Annotated in this window: 21 protein-coding genes and 1 other annotated feature; of the genes, 4 read left to right on the top strand and 17 right to left on the bottom strand. The window is 35.4% G+C overall.

The features are described from left to right. Position 1: 1 nt before the first annotated feature. The 7 genes from citX to AC3B5D_RS02525 all read right to left on the bottom strand — a co-directional run bounded on the left by citX (position 2) and on the right by AC3B5D_RS02525 (position 6632). The gene (gene citX / locus AC3B5D_RS02555) at positions 2-547 is read right to left on the bottom strand and encodes a citrate lyase holo-[acyl-carrier protein] synthase (RefSeq protein WP_489839663.1); all 546 of its coding nucleotides are present in this window, start codon (positions 545-547) and stop codon (positions 2-4) included. 70 nt (positions 548-617) lie between these two features. After that, positions 618-2156, bottom strand: a complete 1539-nt coding sequence (gene citF, locus AC3B5D_RS02550; RefSeq protein ID WP_489839664.1) for a citrate lyase subunit alpha — start codon at positions 2154-2156, stop codon at positions 618-620. Continuing rightward, complete coding sequence (citE, locus tag AC3B5D_RS02545; RefSeq protein ID WP_489839665.1) at positions 2146-3060, bottom strand: citrate (pro-3S)-lyase subunit beta; 915 nt, start codon at positions 3058-3060, stop codon at positions 2146-2148. The genes citF and citE overlap by 11 nt, the downstream gene beginning before the upstream one ends. Next, positions 3060-3353 (bottom strand): citrate lyase acyl carrier protein, encoded by a 294-nt coding sequence (citD, locus tag AC3B5D_RS02540; protein ID WP_489839666.1) that lies wholly within the window; start codon positions 3351-3353, stop codon positions 3060-3062. Before citD ends, citE begins: the two co-directional genes overlap by 1 nt. Further along, the gene (gene citC, locus AC3B5D_RS02535) at positions 3343-4395 is read right to left on the bottom strand and encodes a [citrate (pro-3S)-lyase] ligase (RefSeq protein WP_489840592.1); all 1053 of its coding nucleotides are present in this window, start codon (positions 4393-4395) and stop codon (positions 3343-3345) included. The genes citD and citC overlap by 11 nt, the downstream gene beginning before the upstream one ends. Positions 4396-4424: 29 nt before the next feature. After that, positions 4425-5411, bottom strand: coding sequence for an AEC family transporter (locus AC3B5D_RS02530; RefSeq protein WP_489839667.1), 987 nt, complete (start codon positions 5409-5411; stop codon positions 4425-4427). A gap of 66 nt (positions 5412-5477) precedes the next feature. Continuing rightward, positions 5478-6632 carry an NAD(P)-dependent malic enzyme gene (locus tag AC3B5D_RS02525; RefSeq protein WP_489839668.1) on the bottom strand — a complete coding sequence of 385 codons (1155 nt, stop codon included), beginning with the start codon at positions 6630-6632 and terminating at the stop codon, positions 5478-5480. A gap of 293 nt (positions 6633-6925) precedes the next feature. Between AC3B5D_RS02525 and AC3B5D_RS02520 the strand changes: the two genes are divergently transcribed. Next, complete coding sequence (locus AC3B5D_RS02520) at positions 6926-7858, top strand: sugar-binding transcriptional regulator (RefSeq protein WP_489839669.1); 933 nt, start codon at positions 6926-6928, stop codon at positions 7856-7858. Between the two features lie 73 nt (positions 7859-7931). On the opposite strand, the gene AC3B5D_RS02515 is transcribed toward AC3B5D_RS02520, so the two are convergent. From AC3B5D_RS02515 to AC3B5D_RS02500, 4 genes are all read right to left on the bottom strand, one after another. After that, a complete protein-coding gene (locus AC3B5D_RS02515; protein WP_489839670.1) occupies positions 7932-8750 on the bottom strand; it encodes a MetQ/NlpA family ABC transporter substrate-binding protein in 819 nt (272 codons plus the stop codon). 84 nt (positions 8751-8834) lie between these two features. Beyond that, positions 8835-9089, bottom strand: a binding site (T-box leader). A 76-nt stretch (positions 9090-9165) separates the two neighbouring features. Further along, positions 9166-9840, bottom strand: a complete 675-nt coding sequence (locus AC3B5D_RS02510) for a 2,3-bisphosphoglycerate-dependent phosphoglycerate mutase (RefSeq protein ID WP_489839671.1) — start codon at positions 9838-9840, stop codon at positions 9166-9168. 189 nt (positions 9841-10029) lie between these two features. Further along, entirely contained in the window at positions 10030-10536 is a 507-nt protein-coding gene (locus AC3B5D_RS02505; RefSeq protein ID WP_489839672.1) for an NUDIX hydrolase, read from the bottom strand. Between the two features lie 305 nt (positions 10537-10841). Further along, positions 10842-11534: a phosphatase PAP2 family protein gene (locus tag AC3B5D_RS02500; protein ID WP_489839673.1), complete on the bottom strand. Its 693-nt coding sequence runs from the start codon at positions 11532-11534 to the stop codon at positions 10842-10844. A gap of 220 nt (positions 11535-11754) precedes the next feature. On the opposite strand from AC3B5D_RS02500, the gene AC3B5D_RS02495 reads away from it, so the two are divergent. Further along, on the top strand, positions 11755-12531 hold the full coding sequence (locus AC3B5D_RS02495; RefSeq protein ID WP_489839674.1) for a 2-keto-4-pentenoate hydratase: 777 nt from the start codon (positions 11755-11757) through the stop codon (positions 12529-12531). Positions 12532-12690: 159 nt separating this feature from the next. Here the strand turns inward: AC3B5D_RS02495 and AC3B5D_RS02490 are convergent, their stop codons facing one another. Further along, entirely contained in the window at positions 12691-14025 is a 1335-nt protein-coding gene (locus tag AC3B5D_RS02490; RefSeq protein ID WP_489839675.1) for a threonine/serine exporter family protein, read from the bottom strand. Positions 14026-14217: 192 nt separating this feature from the next. Between AC3B5D_RS02490 and AC3B5D_RS02485 the strand changes: the two genes are divergently transcribed. Next, positions 14218-14643 (top strand): Hsp20/alpha crystallin family protein, encoded by a 426-nt coding sequence (locus AC3B5D_RS02485; RefSeq protein WP_489839676.1) that lies wholly within the window; start codon positions 14218-14220, stop codon positions 14641-14643. Between the two features lie 54 nt (positions 14644-14697). On the opposite strand, the gene AC3B5D_RS02480 is transcribed toward AC3B5D_RS02485, so the two are convergent. The 4 genes from AC3B5D_RS02480 to AC3B5D_RS02465 form a co-directional block, all read right to left on the bottom strand. Beyond that, positions 14698-15543, bottom strand: a complete 846-nt coding sequence (locus AC3B5D_RS02480; protein WP_489839677.1) for a metallophosphoesterase family protein — start codon at positions 15541-15543, stop codon at positions 14698-14700. Positions 15544-15815: 272 nt separating this feature from the next. Beyond that, entirely contained in the window at positions 15816-17498 is a 1683-nt protein-coding gene (gene dld / locus AC3B5D_RS02475) for a D-lactate dehydrogenase (protein WP_489839678.1), read from the bottom strand. A 218-nt stretch (positions 17499-17716) separates the two neighbouring features. Continuing rightward, entirely contained in the window at positions 17717-18682 is a 966-nt protein-coding gene (locus AC3B5D_RS02470; protein ID WP_489839679.1) for a D-2-hydroxyacid dehydrogenase, read from the bottom strand. Positions 18683-18742: 60 nt separating this feature from the next. Then, entirely contained in the window at positions 18743-19822 is a 1080-nt protein-coding gene (locus AC3B5D_RS02465; protein ID WP_489839680.1) for a YdcF family protein, read from the bottom strand. 199 nt (positions 19823-20021) lie between these two features. Here AC3B5D_RS02465 and AC3B5D_RS02460 point away from each other — a divergent pair, with 199 nt between their 5' ends. Further along, positions 20022-20678 (top strand): DUF3862 domain-containing protein, encoded by a 657-nt coding sequence (locus tag AC3B5D_RS02460; RefSeq protein ID WP_489839681.1) that lies wholly within the window; start codon positions 20022-20024, stop codon positions 20676-20678. Between the two features lie 74 nt (positions 20679-20752). On the opposite strand, the gene AC3B5D_RS02455 is transcribed toward AC3B5D_RS02460, so the two are convergent. Then, positions 20753-21706: a Dyp-type peroxidase gene (locus AC3B5D_RS02455; protein WP_489839682.1), complete on the bottom strand. Its 954-nt coding sequence runs from the start codon at positions 21704-21706 to the stop codon at positions 20753-20755. Between the last annotated feature and the right edge of the window lie 61 nt (positions 21707-21767).

The following is a 21767-nucleotide window of genomic DNA, read 5'->3' as shown; positions in this document are numbered from 1 at the left end:
ATCATTTCCCTTCAAAGTAATCATCACACAAAATATTAATAGCGTGCTTAATCTCCTGACTAGAGTGTTTCTGCATACGTGCACATATTTTTGCCGGCTGTTGACAAACAAAACATACTCTTTGTGGTAATCCTAATGCCGTTCGTGAGATTTGCTTAGCTGCCCTTTTATGGGTCATCACATCCACATCAAATAGGCGACCTAAGATGTAATCCACTTCAAACTGAATGGTCTCACGCTTAACATCATCAATTGACCCATCGATAACGATAAACCCTTCTGGACCAGTGAAACGATCAAGGTCGTATTGGCTGACTAATTCTTCATTATTCAAAAAAGTCGTCTTTAATTTCTGCCAGCCATCTATAAATACTTGTGTCATTAGTTGATTATTTTTAATGGCACCAGGTATGTTTAATTTAACGGCAACAACAACAGCTTGTGGATATTTGTTCATTAACTGCTGCTGTTGTTCAACTCGCCAATCTTTATTGTCTAAAATTTCGAGTAGCGTTACGGGTGAACCTTCTTTAAATATATCAACCATGCCATCACTCCTCATATCTGATATGTATAAGGACAAACATCACTGGTCAGCGACATTTGTCCTTCATAAATTAATCCTTTACTTCTTTAATGACATCAATAATTGATCCATCGCGATATTCAATCATTGCAACAACCTTGTCTGTAAACTCAAGTTGCTTAGGTTGACCAACAATTTCTTCCGCTTTTTGTTGCATTTCTTCAATTGTGTAAACTGGTACACCAGGAATGTGGCCCAGTGTTTCCATCAGGTCTTGACGCTTTGGGTTAATGGCAATCCCAATCTCTGTCACTAACACATCAATTGAATCTCCTGGCGTAACAACAGTTGTGACGTCTGGTACAACCGTTGCAATTCGACCACGAACTAATGGTGCTGAAATAATTGTTAACTTTGCTGCAGCAGCATCTTGGTGACCACCAATTGCACCACGAATAACACCATCTGACCCTGACATAACATTGACATTAAACTTCGTATCAATTTCAAGCGCTGAAAGAATCACGATATCTAATTTGTCAACCATTGCACCCTTATTAGCTGGATCAGCATACCATGAAGCATCAATTTCTTGCTGATTCTTGTTCAAATGCATAGAAGCTGCGGCGCCTTTATCAAAGTCTTGCACGTCCATCACACGATCAACTAATCCTTCTTCAAGTAAATCAATCGTAGGTTTCGTGATACCACCTAAGGCAAATGAAGCTTTAATTTGATTATCAATCATTGATTGACGTAGGAAACGTGTCACGGCTAATGCTGCACCACCTGAACCAGTTTGGAATGAAAAGCCATCTTTGAAATAACTTGAATGCGTAATGACTTTATTAACAGTCTGTGCGATTTTAAGTTCTTTAGGATCTTTGGTAAAACGAGTTGCTCCTGACCCAATCTTATCCGCATCCCCAACTTGATCTACCTTAACCACGTAATCAACTTGCGTTTGATTAATTGAAGCAGGCACATTTGGGTAATCTTTCAAATTATCAGTAATTAAAACAACTTTATCAGCATATTGTGCATCTACTAATGCATAACCAAGTGAACCGAAAGCAGTCTCACCATCCATACCATTTGCATTTCCCATTTCATCAGCATTAGGTACACCCAAAAAGGCCACATCAATTTTAATTTCACCTGATTCGATCGCACGAGCACGATTACCATGAGAACGGAAAATAACAGGATTTTTTAATGCACCGTGTGATACAGCATCCCCTAACGTACCACGCATTCCTGAAGATGTAATATTTGTAACAACACCCTTGTTGATTGCTTCGACCACAATATCATTCATAACATTTGTTAATGATGATGGTGCCAAAGTCAAGTCACGATAGCCTTCATCAATGATAATGCGCATCACCTTGTTAAAGACATAATCTCCTTCTCTAAAATGATGATGGAAAGAAATCGTCATACCATCCTTAACTGTTTGCTTAACCACTTGGACTAGCGAATCAACAATCTTACTTTCAACTGCTGTGGCATGAACCTTTGGTGCAACACGCTGAATATCAGGCGTACCAAAATCAGTTGTCTTAAAAGGTTCATAATCCAGACGACTCATCAATTTTTCCGGCAATTCGCGGTTTACATTATTCTTCAATGTTATTTCCCTCCTCATCTACAAGATGTGCTGCTTTCGCAAGACGCATCACACGTTCTGCTCGTAAGACAACCGGTCGATCCACCATCTGACCATTCATTGAGATAACACCAGAACCTTTTGCATGAGCTTCAGCAATTGCAGCAACAACGTTCTGTGCATTTTCAATTTCTTTTGCTGTTGGTTGATAAACTTTATTAACCATTTCAATTTGTCGTGGATTAACCAATGACTTACCATCAAAGCCAAGTTGATGAATCAATTCAGTTTCACGATAGAATCCTGCTTCGTCATCCATATTGGTAAACACCGTATCAAAAGCAGCAATACCTGCTGCTCGTGCTGCATGAAGAATCATGTTTCGAGCAAATAGCAACTCTTGACCATCAGGATAACGGTGAGTTTTCATATCAGTTGTATAATCCTCAGCTGATAAAGCAATACCAATCATCCGTTTCGAAGACTCAGCAATTTCATAAGCATTCAAAACACCCTTAGCTGATTCAATTGCTGCCATAATATGGGTTGAACCAACTTCACGACCAAATTCACGTTCAGCATCTGCAATAAACGATTCCAGTTGTATCATCATCTTAGCTGATTCAACCTTTGGTAAACGAATCACATCGATACCGGCTTTGACCATCGCTTTAATATCATTTTCATAATATGGTGTATCTAGTCCATTAATACGAACGACTAACTCTGCATCACCATAATCAACTGTTTGTAATGCTTCATAAACTAAGTAACGAGCGGCATCTTTTTCGCCCATCGACACAGCATCTTCCAAATCAAACATAATTGAATCAGCACCATAAATACCCGCATCTTTAACCATGGCTGGATTATTACCTGGTACAAACATCATTGTCCGGCGCAAACGTTCTACTTGTTCTGCCATTAGAGCACCTCCCACGTTGGTTGATCAACAATATCTAATGCACGTTGTACGGCTGTAATAGTCCGTGCTTTGATAACCATGTCAAGAGCACCCTTATCAATGATTTTGACGTCCACATTTGAAATATCATAATGTGTTAATACATCAGTGACTGTCTGACGAATTTGATCTCCAAATTGTTTTTCGACATCGGACTCAACATCAAATTGAATGCCTGAAGTTCCTTTTGAAAGCATGATTTGTACATCAGAAGACTCTAATGTACCGGCAATTGCCGTTTGCTTAATTTCCATTAATCCTTTGTCCTTTCTTAATGCGACTTTGTATGTTAACAAAATTCTTTTTAATATAATTTAGCGTAGAGACTGGCACGTTTTTTGCAACTGTTTCTAAATCATTTTTCGCAATTGCTTGGCGCACGTTCCTCGCCGAAATAATATCACCATTCTCATTTTCTTTTCTCTGGATAATTCGCACATCAACTTGATCTGCCAATTCATGTTGCAAGCTTTGATTATAAATTGCTGTTGTTCTTGAAAAAGGTTCATAACCAAGATATCGACTTGTAATCGCTAATGATGGCACAATTTTTTGTTTAAACAGTGTGGCATCCAATGTTGTTTGATATCTAATAACATCGTTTTCAGATTTGATAAAATAGGATGGAAAAGTCGTATAACTAACCATATAAGGGCCACCATCTACGACACAAACATTGCCTAAATCTTGAATGCCTTGTGAAACTAATGCTAGTCTTTCCTTAGTCGTAAACAACGACACATCTTGATTAACCACAAAGACATAAACAAAGTCATTTTCTTTAGCAGCTTGTTCAATTAAATACCGATGTCCTAAGGTAAATGGATTCGCATTTATCACAAGACTTGCAATTTTTTTATGACCATCATTCTGTATTTTTGGTACACGATTAAGGTAATCACTGATATTGGGATGCCCTTTTTCTAACAAAACTCCCTGGTTGGTTGACGCTAATTCATTAAATCCGACGTATTGAAAACTCGTCAGATACTGTGGTTTTGTAAATACAAATATGTGAAAAATACCTCGTTGTGCCAAACGATTCGTTAATTCGGTCAATATCAAATTGAATCGTGAACCTTTTGGCACATCTTTTTCACAAGCAGCGATATATTTAATTACCTGACCAGCAATTGAACCAGTTGCAACTAAATCATCGCCTTTATAAATACCTACCGTTTCATCAATCGTTGCTATTTCACGATCGTCAAATCTGGTAATACCACGATCAATCAAAAAAGTTTCCCATTTATGTCGCGTAGCTGGATTTGCTATATATAAATCTTTCACTTGCATCATGACAAATCCTCCTTGCGAAAATTATCCTATAACAATGTCTGTAGCATCATAATGACTGGTACAACAATGATAAACAATACTGAAGCTGATGCAACAACATTCGTTGCAAATTTTACATCACCATGATACTCGTTAGCCATAATTGGTAACACAGCCAAAGTTGGTGTTGCTGATTGAATAATCAACGTTTGTTGGAAAATTGAATTTAATTGAATACCAAACAGATGTGAACCAATTAAAATCAAGGCAACCATAATAATTGGTGATAAAATAAAACGACCAACTAACGTCATAATAACATGACTATCAAATTTCATATTACTCAAGCCAAAGTTACGTAACATAATACCAATATAAATCAAAGATAATGGTGTAACCAAGTTACCTAGATCAGGTACAAATGTCTGACTCAAAAATGAAATAGATTCATAAGCATGCTTTAATGGTGCAATATAGACAAATGGTAGTGCGGCAATAAAACCATACAATGGTACTGGTAATAAGTGTGACCAATCAAACTTTACCTTTTGCCCGTTCGCACCCACTGTTGGATCATCTTGAGCAATCACCCAAACACCCAAAGTCCAAACAATAATCGTATTAATAATGTAGTAAACCAATAAATATGGTATTGATGTTTGACCAAACAATGCTGTATTTAGTGGCATACCAATGAACACGGTATTTGCACCATTGATTGCTTGAATCATTAATCCGCGCCGACCATGTGGTACTTTCATTAATTTCACCACGTATGATGTGACTGCGTAACCAATAAGAATGGCTAAAATAACATAAATTAATCCAGCGGCTAGCTTTGAAAGTTGTGACGGATTAAATCGTTCTAGCATTGCATTAAAAATTGAAACTGGCAATGCAATTTTCATAATCAACTTTGATAATGAATTTGAAAATCCTTCTGAAAAATATCCTTTTCCTTGTGCCCAATACCCTACTGCCATTAATAAGATAATGGCAAGTACAGATTGAATTGAATTCCAAAATACACCCATTTATATTCACTTCCTAAATCATTTTTGCCTTATGTTTGTTTCAATGTTCTTTACTTTCCTTTTTAATTAATTATCTAATGTACCTACATAACTTAATACTGCTTCAGATACTGTCTCCACAACACCAGTATCAAACACACCAGGGACGATGTTTTCTTTATTCGGCTTTTTAATCATATGCGCTAATCCCTCAGCGATTTTTACTTGTAGATTTATATCAACCTTTTTTAAACCACTAGCAAGTAATCCTTTAAACAAACCTGGAAATACTAAAATATTATTAACCTGGTTCGGCCATTGCGATGAACCGGTTGCTACAACGGCTGCACCAGCAGCATTTGCTTCAGTTGGATCAATCTCAGGAACCGGATTAGCTAAAGCAAAGACAATCGGTTGATTGGCCATTCGCTCAACCATCTCTCCAGACAAAACATTAGCATCCGACAAGCCAATGAAAACATCTTGATCATCAATCACATCATCTAATGTTTTACCTTGTGCTTGTATGACTTGTTGCGCCAATTCACGCTGATAGCTGTTATACCTAGCGTCATCATCCCGGATAACACCATGAATATCGACCAAAGTTAAATGTTGAATACCGGCAGCTAATAAAACCTTGGCTGTTGCAACTCCCGAAGCACCAACACCATTAATAACCACTTTTAAATTCTTTAATGACTTACCAACATATTTCGCAGCATTAATCAAACCAGCTAATACAACGATAGCCGTTCCAGTTTGATCATCATGATAAACCGGAATGTCCAAAACTTTGTTTAATCTTTCTTCAATTTCAAATACACGTGGCGCAGCAATATCTTCTAAATGAATACCTGCAAATGACTTAGACATATTTTTAATCGTTGCCACAAATTCTGGAATAGGCACTTGATTCAATGCTAATGGCATTGCATCAACATTTGCAAAATCTTTGTATAATAATGCTTTTCCCTCAATAATTGGTAATCCAGCAGAGGGGCCAACATTTCCTAATCCCAATACAGCAGAACCATCGGTTATAATTGCAATCAACTTGCCACTTGTCGTGTATTTATTTTTTTCAGTTTCATCTTTTTGAATTAATTTTGCCAAATCAGCAACACCAGGTGTATATGCCTCACTTAATTCAGTTCGATTTGTCACGTCAAATGCCGGGTTAATGCCTAAAACACCAGTATGATTTTCATGCAATGCTAGCACTTTTTCCCTGTCGACCAAGATTTATACCTCCTGTCAAATACTTTTGATTCTAATTTCAATTATTTAAACGTGCACGTTTTCATTTGTTAACATTTGTAATTGTAGCGCTTGATTTTAAAAAATGAAAGAGTTTATTTTATATTTTTTAAAATAAACTCTATATTTTTAAATGTTATAAAATTTCTGAGAAAATAGTACTGGTAACAAGTTCATTTATCCAAAGATTTTTTAAATTTTTTAAGTGTATTTCTTTTTTTAAAATATGCTATGATGGAATTAAATTTGTAAATGAATATGTAATAGGTGAATACATGACTAACAATGATTTTCTTGCAAACATATCACAGGACTTTTATATCTCTCAATTAAGTCTTGCTGAAATATCTAAAAAATATGGGATTAGTCGCTATTTAGTAAACAAATCCTTAGATGATGCTCGAAATAGCGGTATTGTAAAAATTGAAATAACAACGCCTACAACTCGTAATATCGAGCTTGAGCGTGAAATTAAAAAACAATTTAATATTCCAAATGTTTATATCATCAGATCTTCTGATAATCCAAATGATACAATTCAAGATACGATTAATTTTGCAGCACAACATGTCCAGTCACTGATTCACAATAATGACATTATTGGTACAGCCTGGGGCGGTACAATATATCAAGTTATCTCAAAATTTCAGAGTAAAGTCTTAGAAAATGTTACATTTACGCAGTTTATGGGCGAGAATATGAAATATAACTCATCGGCTGGTACCATGAGGATGGTTGAACGTGCTGCTCATAAATTTTCAGCAAATTATTTAACAATGGTTGGTCCCCTTTATATTGTTAACGATGCTGTCCGCCATGGCTTAACAGAAGAAATTTCTGTTCGTTCAACTTTTGCTGCTTCAAGTCGTATGGATATGATTTTCACCGGATTGGGAACTTTAGCATCAATTAATTCTATTCCAGCTTGGCATCAGGGCATTAACGATATTTTCCCTGGTGTCGATGTTGATAGCATTGCTGGCATGTTGTATGGACGACCTTATGATATTAATGGTCGTTTTCTAAATTTGTCGGTTGATAAAACATTTGGCGTCGATTTAGATAGTGTCTTAGCAACCCCCCGACGTGTTTGTATCGTAAAAAGTAAATTTAAGACAAATGCAACACTAGGTGCTTTACGTGGTGGCTTCATAACAGATTTAATCACAACAGAATCTGTTGCTAATCGTATTTTAACCGATCGTTAGTTCTAAAATAATCAGGCAAATTCCCCCCAAAAAGTGGATGACTTTTTGGGGGGAATTTGTCTGATTATTTTCATTACCATGCAGGGTATTCTGAATTGCCAAATAATTTTTTAATTTCTGCTTTGGTCTCTTTTGTCTGATATACCTTTACAATTTGTTTGTATATTTTCTTATTTGCTTCATTTTTTCGAGAAGCAATTAAGTTAATATAAGGGCTGACATTCTTTTTCAAATTTTGTGTTAATAATATGTTTTTATCATTCAAATTCGCGTCATGAGCAAAATTGCCATTGATGACTGCGGCATCAGCTGTTTGTAAAGCAGAAACCGTTTGTCCTGCATCTACCTCTTTAATTTTCAGGTGTTTGGGATTTGAAGTAATGTCCTTTGCAGTCGGATCAGTGACTTTTTTATTATATTTAATAAGCTTTGCTTGCACTAACACATCTAGTGCACGTGCTTCATTAGTCGCATCATTAGGCACTGCAATCGTACTGCCGTTCTTAAAATCACTAATCTTTTTCGTTTTTAACGAGTATAACCGCATGGGAACAATCACTGTTTTACCAATAGAGGTTAGTTTACTGCCCATTTTTTTATTTTGATCATCAAAAAAGATCTTTGTTTGAAAAGCATTTAAATCTAGGCTACCATCAACCAATGCTTGATTTGGTTTCACATAGTCATTAAATTCTTTTAACTTAATTTTAATACCATATTTTTTTTGTGCTCTTTGACCAATATTTTCCCATAGTTCACGAGAAGTATCACCAACAACCCCGACCGTTACTGTTTTATTAGTATCCGCACTGGCTATTTGCAAGGACAAACCTATGGTTGAGATTAAGACAGTTGTGCCAACTAACACACCAAATTTTACACTATTTTTCATTTACATCTTGCCTCCAATATCTTATTAACGAGTTAATCATTTATCATGTCATAAAAAATCCCGTTGTACTACAACAATGTAATACAACGGGACGATTGATTATCGTGTTACCACCCGAGTTCTGTCCATTAATTTGAACACTCCATTAAGTACCTATAAATATTTCATGATACCCTAGCGCAATAACGGGCGCACCCGAAAATAATTCATTAAAAATTCTTAATAACTCATTATTTTTACACTCCGAGGCCATATTCATCAACAAAATTGGTTGCTTTACACCAAACACAACTCTCTGAACAATCTAAGATTGATTACTCACCTCTTCCTTGTGCAATAAGTATATTTGGATTAAAATGAAAAGTCAATAAGTTTATTAGAAATATTTAATTTTATTGTCAACTAACACGACTCCTTAGTAATCTAAGATTTGTTTATTTTCAATATGAAAATGTTCATCAAAAGTATAAATGATTGGTGTTGCATTCGGTATTTTAATGGCATCTAACTGATCATCTGCAATCTTTTCAAGATATTTTACTAAAACTCGTAAACTACTGCCATGTGCAACAACCAACTGGTTTCTTCCTTGCTGCAATTTAGGCAGAATATCATTTCTCCAATACGGCATCAATCTTTCTAAAGTCATCTTTAGACTTTCTGTCCTTGGTATAGACACACCAATCCGATCGTAAACTAACTGATGATCGGATTCAACTAATTTAGGCGGAGTATCAATGAAACCGCGTCGCCACAATTCAACTTGCTTTTTACCAAATTTTTCACGTGCCTGATCTTTATTAAGCCCTGCTAATGCCCCATAATGCCGTTCATTTAATCGCCACGTTTTATATATCGGTATCCAATTTATTTGCAATTCATTACAGATGATATACGCCGTTATAATTGTCCTTTTTAGAAATGATGTATGAACATCGTCAATATCTACTGCTTCATCTATTAATCGTCGTCCCGCATCTTTAGCTTGTAACCGTCCTTTTGTCGTTAACGGTGCATCAGTCCATCCCGTAAAAGTATTTTGCATGTTTGCTGTACTTTCACCATGACGCATTAATATTAATTTAACCATCCCTTACCTCCTGAACAATCATACACATTGTGCTATAAAAATAATACAAAATATTATTACTTCACACTTCGTGGTTATATTGCAATATTATAAACGGAATTGCCATTTTGTTAAATACGTCACAAATAGTTTTTAAAAATTTTGGTAAATCATTATATTTATCAAAATAGAAAAGATAGTTTGCTTTTTTTAAAAAACACGTTCTTCATCATTTAGAACATGCCAACTTTGATAAACAGAATCGGCAACCCGAAACTCATTTGTCTTTAAATATTCTTTTGCCTTTAACACTAAGGGTGATGAATTTTGATCGTTTATAGCCATTAAATCAATGGGTAGTGCTCCTAATGAGTCTTGACCATTAAATTGACGAACCGCCTGCAATAAATTGCCTGTATACGCCTGTATTTGATAAAAAACTGCAATATGTTGATTCATCTCAGCATCTAAATATTGCCAAGGGTATTTAAAACTAGTCGTTCCTATTTGTACTAACTTTTGAGCTTTTAGCCCAGTTTCTTCGCTAATTTCGCGAATAATTGCGTCTTCTAATAATTCACCATCTTCCAAACTACCACCTGGCAAATCGTAACGATTAATATATGGTCCCCCATTTTTCTTAATAACAACCAATTGATCATTAATCGTGACAATGCCATAAACACCAAATGCACGATGCGTATGCGTTTTAGTCATATTTTTCCCCTTTTTATCATTGCTTTTAACATCATTCTAATCTAGTCATCCTCTTTTAAATGTTACGTTATCTCTCCTTATAAACCGTTTATTTTGTCACTATCACAATGTTTATCGCAGCATGCATTATAATGTACTTCTTATACAAATTCTCAGCGTCGAGTCGGTAAAATTATTTACATATCAACAATTTTACAATAAATAATAAACTAATCAATAATGACAAGGACGTCGCACATCATTCGTCATTGTTGAATAAAATAAAAATAGCAACGTTCTTCGTTCCGAAGACGTTGCTATTTAACTTAAACAATACTATTTTTAAATAAGTGTTCTTTAAACATTTTTGCAGTTAAACCATAAATCGCCATCGCAACAAATACCCAAAAAATCCCCAGTGCGACACCGCCAATTAAATCACTTAAATGATGTGCATTAAAGTATAAACGTGAAAATAAAATGCTAATCCAGATTAAAATAATGACCGTGCGTGTAATAATTCGTGACCATTGATTTCTCATCATTGGTACTAATACTAATAGAATCGATAATAGCAGTAAAGTACTAGCAACTGAATGACCACTTGGAAAAGAAAATCCATTGTCTATGGCCAGATGATGTACTGGTCGTGCACGATGCATAGCAGATTTAACAACAATTCCTAGCATACCACCAGTACTAACGACTGCCAAAAGCCAGAATGCTAACAAGCGATAATTTTTTATAAATAATATGATTGCTATAAAAAAAGTTATGACGACTAATGGTTTTGCATCGGCGTAGCTCGCTAAAAATGTCATCACATCGTTAAAAATACCATGATGGTAATCCATCATTGGATACCCGAAGGCATTTTCAAAAAATGCAGTCACTTTATTATCGACAGTCAACAAATAACTATTATTTGTCGCTATCAATACCGATATTAGTCCGAAAACAACGAGGGCAATAATTGAAAAATATAAATAATCCCTTTTATAGTTGATTATTTTAGACATAAAAACAAACCTTTCATGATTGATTATTTATTACATTAAGCAAATAATACTTTAAACCTTACTTGATTGCAATGGGTCTCAAAAAAAGGAGACAAAATCACAACATTTTTTCTTTCTTTACGAAATGGTTAAGCGTATGATAAATGGTAAGGAATATTAAATTTAAATGAGATTATCACTCATTATTTTTTAAATGAAAGTCGAAGGTATTATTATGAACATGACAAACAAAGAATTTGCTGAAGTACTCCATCAGGCATACACAACGAAACAACCATTATTACAAGAATCTTATGCCTCATTTCTTGATAATTCAGAAGATGCATATGCTGTTCAACATTATTTAACTGAACTCAAAGATGAAAAAGTTGGCGGATATAAAGTCTCATTGACAAGCAAAGAAACACAAGATATGTTTGATTCTGATTCCCCACTATACGGTGCGCAGATTACTAGTCATTTTTTACAGTCACCAGCTACATTATCGCCTGATCAATTATTAGCACCTTTGGCTGAAGTCGAACTGATGTTTACTGCAAAAGAACCATTAACTTCTGCAGATTCATTAGAGGACTTAATGGCCAAAACTTTAGTATCTCCCGCTATCGAGGTTCCCGACTCGCGTTTTTCTGATTGGTTCCCTAGCCTATCAAAATATCTTGTCATTGCTGATGCTGCTGTCGGTGGTTATATTGTCTATGGCAAACAAGTTGAGACGGCCACCCATTTCAAAACACCTGACGAGTTGGCACAAGTAACCACAAAATTATACCATGATGATCATTATTTGAAAGACGGGGCTGCAACCGAAGTATTAGGCAATCCTTTACTATCATTACAATGGTTAGTAAAAAAATTAGAAACAAACGGCACAAAGTTAGAGGCAGGTCAACATGTTTCTAGTGGTACTTTCTTACTACCTGAACATCTAACGGCTGGTAAATGGCGTGCTTCATTTGACCACGATTTAGGAGATGTTTTCATTGATGTAAAATAAAATCATATATGAAAAGAGAGTGTTACAATCGGCTTCAGTCTTTTGGAACACGTTTAAAGGCGCTAATCTACCAATCAAAATTGATAGATTAGCGCCTTTTTCAGCTGATCATAACGACTGATGTCTCAGTCCCTTTTCATATTATTTTATTTAGCAGTATTACTCAACATGACGCCAGTCCGGATCCATAATAATACGCGCAACAATTAATCCTAGTGGTAAAAATAGCACAATCAAGAGTGCTGCAATAAACCAATCTGCACCTGTTGAAATGTTGCCAACACCTAGATAATACATTGCCCGATACATGTATAGACCTGGTACCATAATCACAATGGCTGGCACCGTTAGTGAAATACGTGGGTATCCCATTCGTTTATGAAACAAAGATGCCAATATCCCAGCTGTCAAAGCACCAATAAAAGCTGCTGCTGCTGCTGGTAAGGATGTTAAATCAACTAATTCTAACCGTAATGTATTCGCAATTGCACCAATATATCCTGCTGTTGCTGCCATCTTAACCGGACTATTAAACATAATCGAAAAACCAAAAACACCACAAAAACTAGCAGGAATCCTAAATAAACATAGTAACCAAGGACTTAACCCTAATGGCAAAAAGCTATCTGGTTTCAAATCACTAGCCAAAGCAACTAGCCAGCCAACCAAAGTTGCAATCAAAATGATGGAAACTGCGTGCACAAGTCGTTCAATACCAGACCGCATATCTGACTTAGCAATATCAAGACCGCTTGTAATAAATGGAAATCCCGGAATAGCAAATAACATCGCACCAATATATCCTGCCTCATGTGCCACATTAATATTGAAAATTAATTCTAAGCTTCGTGACAAGACAAGATATGTTAAACAAGCAACCGCCACACCTGTTGCTAAACCTGCAAAAATAGTCAAGTGTTTGCCATTCATTTTCGCACGCGTGTAATTCCCTAATCCTGCACCAAAGAATGAACAAAACATTTCTACTGGTCCGCCACCAAGTAAAAACACGAAAGAACTGCACGCAAGAGCTGCAGCTAAGCCAAGTAATATTGGCGTATAATTGCCTCTTTTACCATTAATACGATCTAATAAACGATGGACATCTTTTACCTTTAAAAAAGCACCCTCATTTGTAAACATTGTCACAAATTGTTGCATATTTGTTAGTTTATCTGTATTAACACCTGTCGACTTTAAAGATAATGATTCTGTATAACTACTAGTCTCGTCAAAGCAAGTATACGAAATGGAAATTAATCCAATATCTGCAGAACAATAAACTTTTAAAATACGTGCCATCGTATTCATCGCCTCACGAACACGCCAAGCACCAGTACCACAAGATAACATAATTAATCCTACACGACCAACAATAATTGTTTTTTCTTTAAGGGACGCATTGACAACTAAAGTATTCGATTCTTTAATTGCAAGTTCATCCCATGGAATTAACATATGGTTCGTTGATAAACCATCATTTTTTTCTGCCATTTCCAAAACCTTCTTTGTTCAACTTTTCAATACTTTTTATTGTAACATAGGTAAAACAATTAATTGTTTTACTGCTTATCCTTAAATAATTGTATTTTCACCCATTGCATTTTATAAATGAAGCTCCTACAATGATGGTGAAGGATAAATTAGAATCCTGACAAAAAATAATTAGTTTAGGAGGAAGTTATTATGGCAAACGAGTTATCAAATCGTTTTAATGGTATGTTTCATGATTGGGATCATTTCTTTAATGATTTTAACCATTTGATGCCAGCATTTAATGCTGACAGTCAGCACTTAAAGAGTGACGTTGTAGATTTAAATGATCACTATGAAGTATCAGTTGACGTGCCTGGAATTAATAAAGAAGATATTAATTTGGACTACCAAGGTGATACGTTAACGGTGTCTGCTACACAACACACTTCTAAAACTGACAAAGATTCTGAAGGAAATGTTCTGACCCATGAGCGTGCTGAAGGTCGGATTCAACGTCGTTATTATTTACCTGGCGTTGATATCAGTAAAGTTAACGCAAAGCTGACTGATGGTGTCTTAAAGATCACATTACCAAAATCAGAATCAATCAACAATCAACAAATCACTATTGATTAATACCAATTAAAAGCAAAAGGACTGGCCATTAATATCGGTCAGTCCTTTTCGGTTTTATTGTCGTTGATTTAATTTTTTTAGTTGTTGTACATAATCATATTGTGCATTAATCCCAGCTAACAACGCATCATCGTGCGTATGAGCAACACCATCAAACAAAATTTCCTGATATAAATTGACATACGGTAATCCTGCTGCCTTAGCAATTACCAATTCTTCTGATAAGTTATAAGCGACTTTTCTGAAATCAACTTGCGCCAAGCCAGCATCATCAATCTCAAGTATGGCATATTGTGCCCGTCGATCACGATTTAACTGACGATGTTTAAAAAATGGTTGTCCTACCGAACCTGGATTAATAATTAATTGATCTCGACTACTGTAACGTAACATTTGATGATGCACATGACCATAAATAGCCATATCAACATCATCACTTAAAAATAATTGATCAAAATGTGTGGTTGCTGCATCCGCTAACAATGCAGGACCCGAATTTAAATCATTTAAATTATGCGAAATGTTAATTGATAGCCCATTGACCGATTTTATTTGATGGATTGGAAAATGCTGCAATGCCTTTTGATACTTACCATCAAGATGATCAATGACATACTGGCCTAACATACCAATATAAACATCTGACGGATCATCATAATGATTACCAACCGTCTGATTCTGAACATCTAAAAAACAATCATCCCAATTACCTCTAATATAAACAGATACTTTTATTTTCTCCAATAGTGCAAATAGTTCATTAGTTGCTGGCCCTGGCATGACCAAATCACCTAAAAACCAACAATCATTAATTTCTTGTGTCGCTAAATCTGCAATGACTGCTTTCAGTGCGGTGACATTTCCATGTATATCAGATAACAAAGCAATCCTTTTTTTCATCTATCTTCCCCCATCATTATTCTTAATAATTTCATGATTCTCTAGAAGTCTCTCCTCAACCACTCATGAAACAACCACAACCCCATATTAATGATAACTTCAAATGGTTATGATTGCACCGTTATTTGAAGTTATCCTGTCATTATTTAAAAATTAGCCATTTATTTAGTAACATGATGTAAAAAAAGCAATAACTGAACACTTACTCTGAACAGTTATTGCTTGGTTTTAAATCAACCGAATTAATTTAGAAACTAATCATCTGATGATTATTAATATTCGCCCCACCACTTCTTCATAGAAGTTTTACCAATTCCAGGGTTGAAACTATTTGTTGGGTCGTTCTTCTTATAATGCTTGACCAATGCTGGTGCAGCTTCATATAAGTGGCCAACGTTATGCTCAGCTGGATAAATTGCGCCACGTTCGTCAAAAATCTTTAGCATTTCTTGTTTCAATTCATGAGCATCAACACCTGGCTTTAAGATGTAATCCTGATGCATAACGTGATCTAAGAAGTGACCATAATAAACTTTGTATTGAATCTTATCGTCAATTTCCTTTGGCAATGTTTCAAACCAGTTATCATCATTACGACGCAAAGCAACATCAATTGGCAAAATATCAATTTTATCTTGCATCAATTCTTGGTAACGGATGACAACTGAAGCAGTAACATAACGGTGCAATGATGCTTTATTTGTCTCATCAGCATTTGCTTCAAAGAATTCACCTTCTTCTTCTTTAAAGAATTCAGTCAGGTAAGCACGTGCCTCTTCGATACCGTCACCAGCCATCTTCAATTGTAGATAGTGTTGAAAACGATTAGCATAGTCTTCCATACGCTTTGGCAATTGGTTTGGGAACAAGTGCCCTGCTTTTTGCAAGAAACGATCTGGGAAATAAGGCTTGAACGTTGGTACATGTCCCAATATACGTTCAGCAGTTGCTTTTAAACCAAATAAAGTTGGTAACATACTTGTACCTAACTTATCGATGACCATTAATGAGTCCTTACCGTATAACTTAGCTAACTCATAGGCATCCTTGTGCATGTATTCACCTGAAACAGGTAAGTTCTTAAATTCTGCTAGGATGTGACGACGCATTTTCTCTAAGACAGCAGGTGAATTCGTTCCAATATAGAACACTTGTGACTTACCCTCTGAAGGATACGTATCTAAGCGGACAGCAAATGTGGCAACTTTACCAGCTGCACCCGATGCTTCATACAATCCTTTAGGATCAGCGTTATAACGCGTTGGCATATCAGAATCAACATCACGAACACGCTTCTCATAATCACGATTATGACCAACACGTTCGTCTGAATTGGGCACATTATTCAAATCAAAACGACGATTTGTTAAATTATCCAAAATTTCTTCTGGTGAATCACCAAGATCAATACCTAAATGATTTACCAAGTGTAATTCATTGTTTTCATCAATTCGAGCGTACAATGACAATTCTGTGTATGCAGGCCCACGTTGAATCAATGCACCACCTGAATTATTATTGATACCACCAATAACTGAAGCACCCAACGTTGATGAGCCAATCACTGAGTGTGGCTCTCGGTTCAATGGCTTTAATGACTTTTCCAAATTAAATAATGTCGTACCTGGGAAAGCAATCACTTGCTTACCTTGGTTAATTAATTGTAAGTCTTTAATACGACTACCCTTGACAATAACTGCATCACGATCATATCCTTCAGTCGGTGTAGATCCCTCTGTCAAACTGGTATTTGAAGCTTGCATGATAATAATAATATTATCTCTATGCAACACTTTCAAAACCTGCCACATTTCAACAAGAGTTCCTGGCATAACTACTGCCAAAGCCTCTCCATAACCTGAACGGTATCCTTTACGATAGCGTAATGATTTGGCTGCGTTAGTCACAATATGGTGACTACCAACAATGGCTGTTAAATCTTTTACCGTAGACATAAAATTAACCTACCTCCTATTTTTGTACAGTCTATACCTTAATATACCACTTTTTTGTCCTAAAAACGAAGATTTTGTGAATTTTGGCAACCTATAATCGTACTATTTTTCACAATTTAGGTCAATAAAATTATTATTATTATCTTAAATTCCCTGTTTTTTAGTTATTTAGCCAATTAAAAAATGTGCAATGTTATTCACATAGCACATTTTTTATTTTATATTTTAACGACATTGACCAAATCATTTGCGAGATATCCCTGGATATTTTCAACGACAATATCTAACAAGCGTTGTCGCGTTTCCAAAGGTGCCCATGCAATATGTGGTGTTAAATAGCAATGTTTTGCTGTTAACAATGGATTATCAGCATTGATTGGTTCTTGTGAAGCAACATCCAGAGCCGCATAAGCAATTTGATCATGGTTTAAAGCCATCGTTAGGTCATGCTCATTGATCAATTTTCCTCTTGCTGTATTGATCAATATTGCTGTTTTCTTCATCTTAGCAATCGTATCAGCATTAATGAATGCTGACATTTCTGGTGTATACGGTATATGTAAGCTGATAATATCGGCTTCAGCATATAGTGTCTCTAAATCTACTTGATGAATCGCATCATCAAAAACTGTCCGTGGGCGATGATTATAAAAAATGACATTCATATTAAACGCCAAGGCAATTTTTGCAACCGCTTGTGCAATTTTACCAAAACCAACAATACCCAACGTTTTATTTTTCAATTCCATTAATGGTGCATCCCAAAACGAAAAACGCCCTACCTTTTGCCATTCGCCCGCATGAACCAAATCATCATGTTGCTTCACACGGCTAGTAACAGCCAATATCAATGCAAATGTAAACTGTGCAACTGCATCCGTCCCATAAGTTGGCACATTAGTGACTGTAATCCCTTTCGTTTGTGCATATTGCACATCAATATTGTCATAACCAGTTGCTGTTTCTGCAATCAATTTAAGTTTTGGTGATGCATCAATAACTGACTTGGTAATCGGTACCTTATTAACTAACACAATTTCTGCATCTGCTAGACGTGCACTGATTTCCTTCTGATCATCATACGGTGTCTCATCATAAACAACAACTTCACCAAATTGATCAAGAATATGCCAATCTAGATCCCCTGGGTTTAAAGCTTTCCCATCCAAAACAATAATTTTCATTATGATTCCCCCATATATCTAAAATACCTACAATAACATTATAACCTTGAAAGTGACATTTTAGAAAAATATACCATTACCAACAATAAAACTAAGAATTTCAAACACTAAAATGATAAACAAACAAATGAGATGAAATAATTTATGATTTGCCAATAACGCAATATATTCTCTGATAAATGCGTTTGGGATAAAGAAACGACTTGTTTTAGCACCCAAACCGTCAATATTTAAGCCAACTAAACGAGCATAACCAGCTGCACGGAAAGTATGATAGTCGCTCGTGGCAAATAAACCATTTAAGAAATTAATATCTTTATCTGCTAATATTTTTTTAGAGAAAAGCATATTTTCATAAGTATTTTTTGATTTATTTTCGATTAATATATGTGACGTTTGTGCACCGTGTTGTTCTGCATAACTCGCCATCGCTTCCCCTTCAGGTAGTAACTCATCCCCACCTTGACCACCAGAAAATATTAACCAAGGATAGTAACCTGTTTTCTCATTTTGCTTGACAGCAAAATCTAATGCGACTTGAATTCGTGAGGCTAATAATGGTGAAACGTCTTTACCATTCAATAAGCCTGCTCCCAAAACGATAATATAATCCTTGTTATACTTTGGTCGATATAAACGGGTAATAATAAATGATGTAATAAATGCTAAGAACCAGAAAACAAAATATAAAATAACCGGCTCAACGAATGCCATGTATAACCCAATTGCTTGATGACTTAATAGTCGACTATCCAATGCTCGTAACAGTGGTAAAATAACGACAATTAAAACACCTAAAGCTAACGTCAACATATTACCAAGTGTATGACTTTCACGACGCCAAACCGTAAATGCATTCCATAATAGTAAAATTCCCAACAGTGAATACAAAATTGCTAATGGAATTGAAACAATAATCATTATGGTATAGAAAATCAAAGATAACCAATGTATGTTTATCAATTCTATAAACATCATTAATGTTATGCCACCTAATAGGACTGAAAAATTTGCTAGGACGCCGTTTAATAAGCGGAATTTATTTTGCTTTAGGCTGATCACCAACATCGTGATACAAATAATTGTTAAAACGAAACAGATGATAATTGGTAAATTACTCGTGTCTTTCATAATAGACATTTAAAATAACCTCTCCTTTAACGGTATTTACTCATACTAAGATTATACAAAACCTACCTGTTACTGACCACTATAATGCATAATGAATAATTCTCTACCAAGTTGTATCCAACATTAATGAATATAGTCAGTTACACTAACGTTTTTTTATGCTATTCTTAATTGAGATTATTCAATCTATAGAAAGACATATAAATCAATGAAAAAGAAAATTATAACTGTTGTATTGGGAATCATTGCTATTATCTTGATTGTTACTGTTTCTCAACATGACCAAAATTCACAAACACAATCTAATCATCAACAATCATTAGCTGCTCATAAATGGACCAAAAAATCATTTGATCAATTAACACTCGGCGATTTTAATAAAGCTGGTAAAAACGGCACTTCTTATGAAAAAGTTGTTGCCACCTATGGTCGACCAGATAAAAAGTCAAAATCAAAAGCAAATGGCCACATCCTAACTGTTGTCTCATGGAAGAATGTGTCTGGTGATTATACCGGTGTTACCTTAACTTTCATGAGCGCAAATAATAATACCAATCGTGCCAGATTAACTTCAAAAACAATCTTAGATACAAAGACCATTAATCTAGCGAAGAAATGGACACTATCAGCATACAATGCCATTGCCTTAGATAAGAGTGACGATCCCACTCATGAGGGTGATTCTTTAAAAAGCTTAACCAGTAAGTATGGTAAACCAGCAATTTTGACTTTAGCCCGTGTTAATGGCGCTATACAAACGAATGCTGTTTGGCATAATACAAATGGTGGTGCAAATGGTACCGTATCTGTTGATTTTTCTGAACAACAAACGGCTACTGATAAAGAACAAGATAAATTACGATAACATAAAAAGGTTTGAGCAAGCAAAATTATTTGTGCCTGTATCAAACCTTTTTTGTCTCTAAAAGTATTAAGTTATCAATCTGTTTCATCAAAGAAAACACCATCAGCTATATCTGCGAGTGTCTCTCGTGATGGAATGAAAAACAATTGTCCACTTAAAATAGTTGAGAACTTTAGTAGAAAATCTGATTTTTCTAACATCTGTTCTAACATGAGCTTTGTTACTCGCCAATGGCGTGAATAACCAATAAAATATGTGCCTGTATAATCTAAAGCTGGGTCAGAGAAGGGCACATTCATACGAATGATTTTCTGTTCTTCACCATCTATTTCAATCTTTGAAGCAACATTGTGAGCATTTGCTAGTTTATCATCATCATCTAATTCCATATCATCAAATTTATGACGACCGACTGCTTTTTCTTGATGTTCAACCGTTAGATTTTCCCAGAATGCCATATCATGCTGCCACTTTTGAGCAAAGGCATACGAACCATTTTCAAAATTTGGATCTTCATCACCAATAATGGCATAATCAGCCGCATCTTCAATCGCTGGTGCTTCAGTACCATCAATAAAACCAATGATGGCACGCCCCTCTAAATAACGGAATCCTTTTGTCTCATCAATGACACTCGTTATTGGTGATAACAATTTCATAAATTGACGGACGATTTCGTAAACAACTGCTTCTTCACTTGCACGAATATGCAAGAAAATATCGCCATCGCTAGCGGGCATCGTGTATTCTGGGCCATGCAATGTTTGATACGTCTCTAATTCCTTGGGTTTATTTGCATTTGGAAATAAATAATTCCAAGCATAGTTACTAAATCCAATCGCAACTTGTAAGCCAGCTTCCGGATTACGAATACGCATTGATCTAATAATAGCTTGCGATTTATCCGCAAATTCAGCAATACCTTCTCGCTCATCATTTAAATTCTGATGATTCAATGCTAGTACAATAAATGAAACATTTTTTCCAGGATCTTTCCAAACATCTTGTGCTAATCGTGCGTTTAACATGTTAACCTTACCTCTTAAAATATTATATATACAAACTAATGATACATCTAATTACTTTTTT

This window comes from Weissella sp. ESL1177, assembly GCF_058107185.1.
This window is presented reverse-complemented; position numbering and strand designations above follow the sequence as displayed.

Coding starts and splice junctions, on each gene's coding strand:
- citX (WP_489839663.1), bottom strand. CDS start 547: ATGGTTGATATATTTAAAGAAGGTTCACCCGTAACGCTACTCGAAATT.
- citE (WP_489839665.1), bottom strand. CDS start 3,060: ATGGCAGAACAAGTAGAACGTTTGCGCCGGACAATGATGTTTGTACCA.
- citD (WP_489839666.1), bottom strand. CDS start 3,353: ATGGAAATTAAGCAAACGGCAATTGCCGGTACATTAGAGTCTTCTGAT.
- citC (WP_489840592.1), bottom strand. CDS start 4,395: ATGCAAGTGAAAGATTTATATATAGCAAATCCAGCTACGCGACATAAA.
- AC3B5D_RS02530 (WP_489839667.1), bottom strand. CDS start 5,411: ATGGGTGTATTTTGGAATTCAATTCAATCTGTACTTGCCATTATCTTA.
- AC3B5D_RS02520 (WP_489839669.1), top strand. CDS start 6,926: ATGACTAACAATGATTTTCTTGCAAACATATCACAGGACTTTTATATC.
- AC3B5D_RS02515 (WP_489839670.1), bottom strand. CDS start 8,750: ATGAAAAATAGTGTAAAATTTGGTGTGTTAGTTGGCACAACTGTCTTA.
- AC3B5D_RS02510 (WP_489839671.1), bottom strand. CDS start 9,840: ATGGTTAAATTAATATTAATGCGTCATGGTGAAAGTACAGCAAACATG.
- AC3B5D_RS02505 (WP_489839672.1), bottom strand. CDS start 10,536: ATGACTAAAACGCATACGCATCGTGCATTTGGTGTTTATGGCATTGTC.
- AC3B5D_RS02500 (WP_489839673.1), bottom strand. CDS start 11,534: ATGTCTAAAATAATCAACTATAAAAGGGATTATTTATATTTTTCAATT.
- AC3B5D_RS02495 (WP_489839674.1), top strand. CDS start 11,755: ATGACAAACAAAGAATTTGCTGAAGTACTCCATCAGGCATACACAACG.
- AC3B5D_RS02490 (WP_489839675.1), bottom strand. CDS start 14,025: ATGGCAGAAAAAAATGATGGTTTATCAACGAACCATATGTTAATTCCA.
- AC3B5D_RS02485 (WP_489839676.1), top strand. CDS start 14,218: ATGGCAAACGAGTTATCAAATCGTTTTAATGGTATGTTTCATGATTGG.
- AC3B5D_RS02480 (WP_489839677.1), bottom strand. CDS start 15,543: ATGAAAAAAAGGATTGCTTTGTTATCTGATATACATGGAAATGTCACC.
- dld (WP_489839678.1), bottom strand. CDS start 17,498: ATGTCTACGGTAAAAGATTTAACAGCCATTGTTGGTAGTCACCATATT.
- AC3B5D_RS02470 (WP_489839679.1), bottom strand. CDS start 18,682: ATGAAAATTATTGTTTTGGATGGGAAAGCTTTAAACCCAGGGGATCTA.
- AC3B5D_RS02465 (WP_489839680.1), bottom strand. CDS start 19,822: ATGTCTATTATGAAAGACACGAGTAATTTACCAATTATCATCTGTTTC.
- AC3B5D_RS02460 (WP_489839681.1), top strand. CDS start 20,022: ATGAAAAAGAAAATTATAACTGTTGTATTGGGAATCATTGCTATTATC.
- AC3B5D_RS02455 (WP_489839682.1), bottom strand. CDS start 21,706: ATGTTAAACGCACGATTAGCACAAGATGTTTGGAAAGATCCTGGAAAA.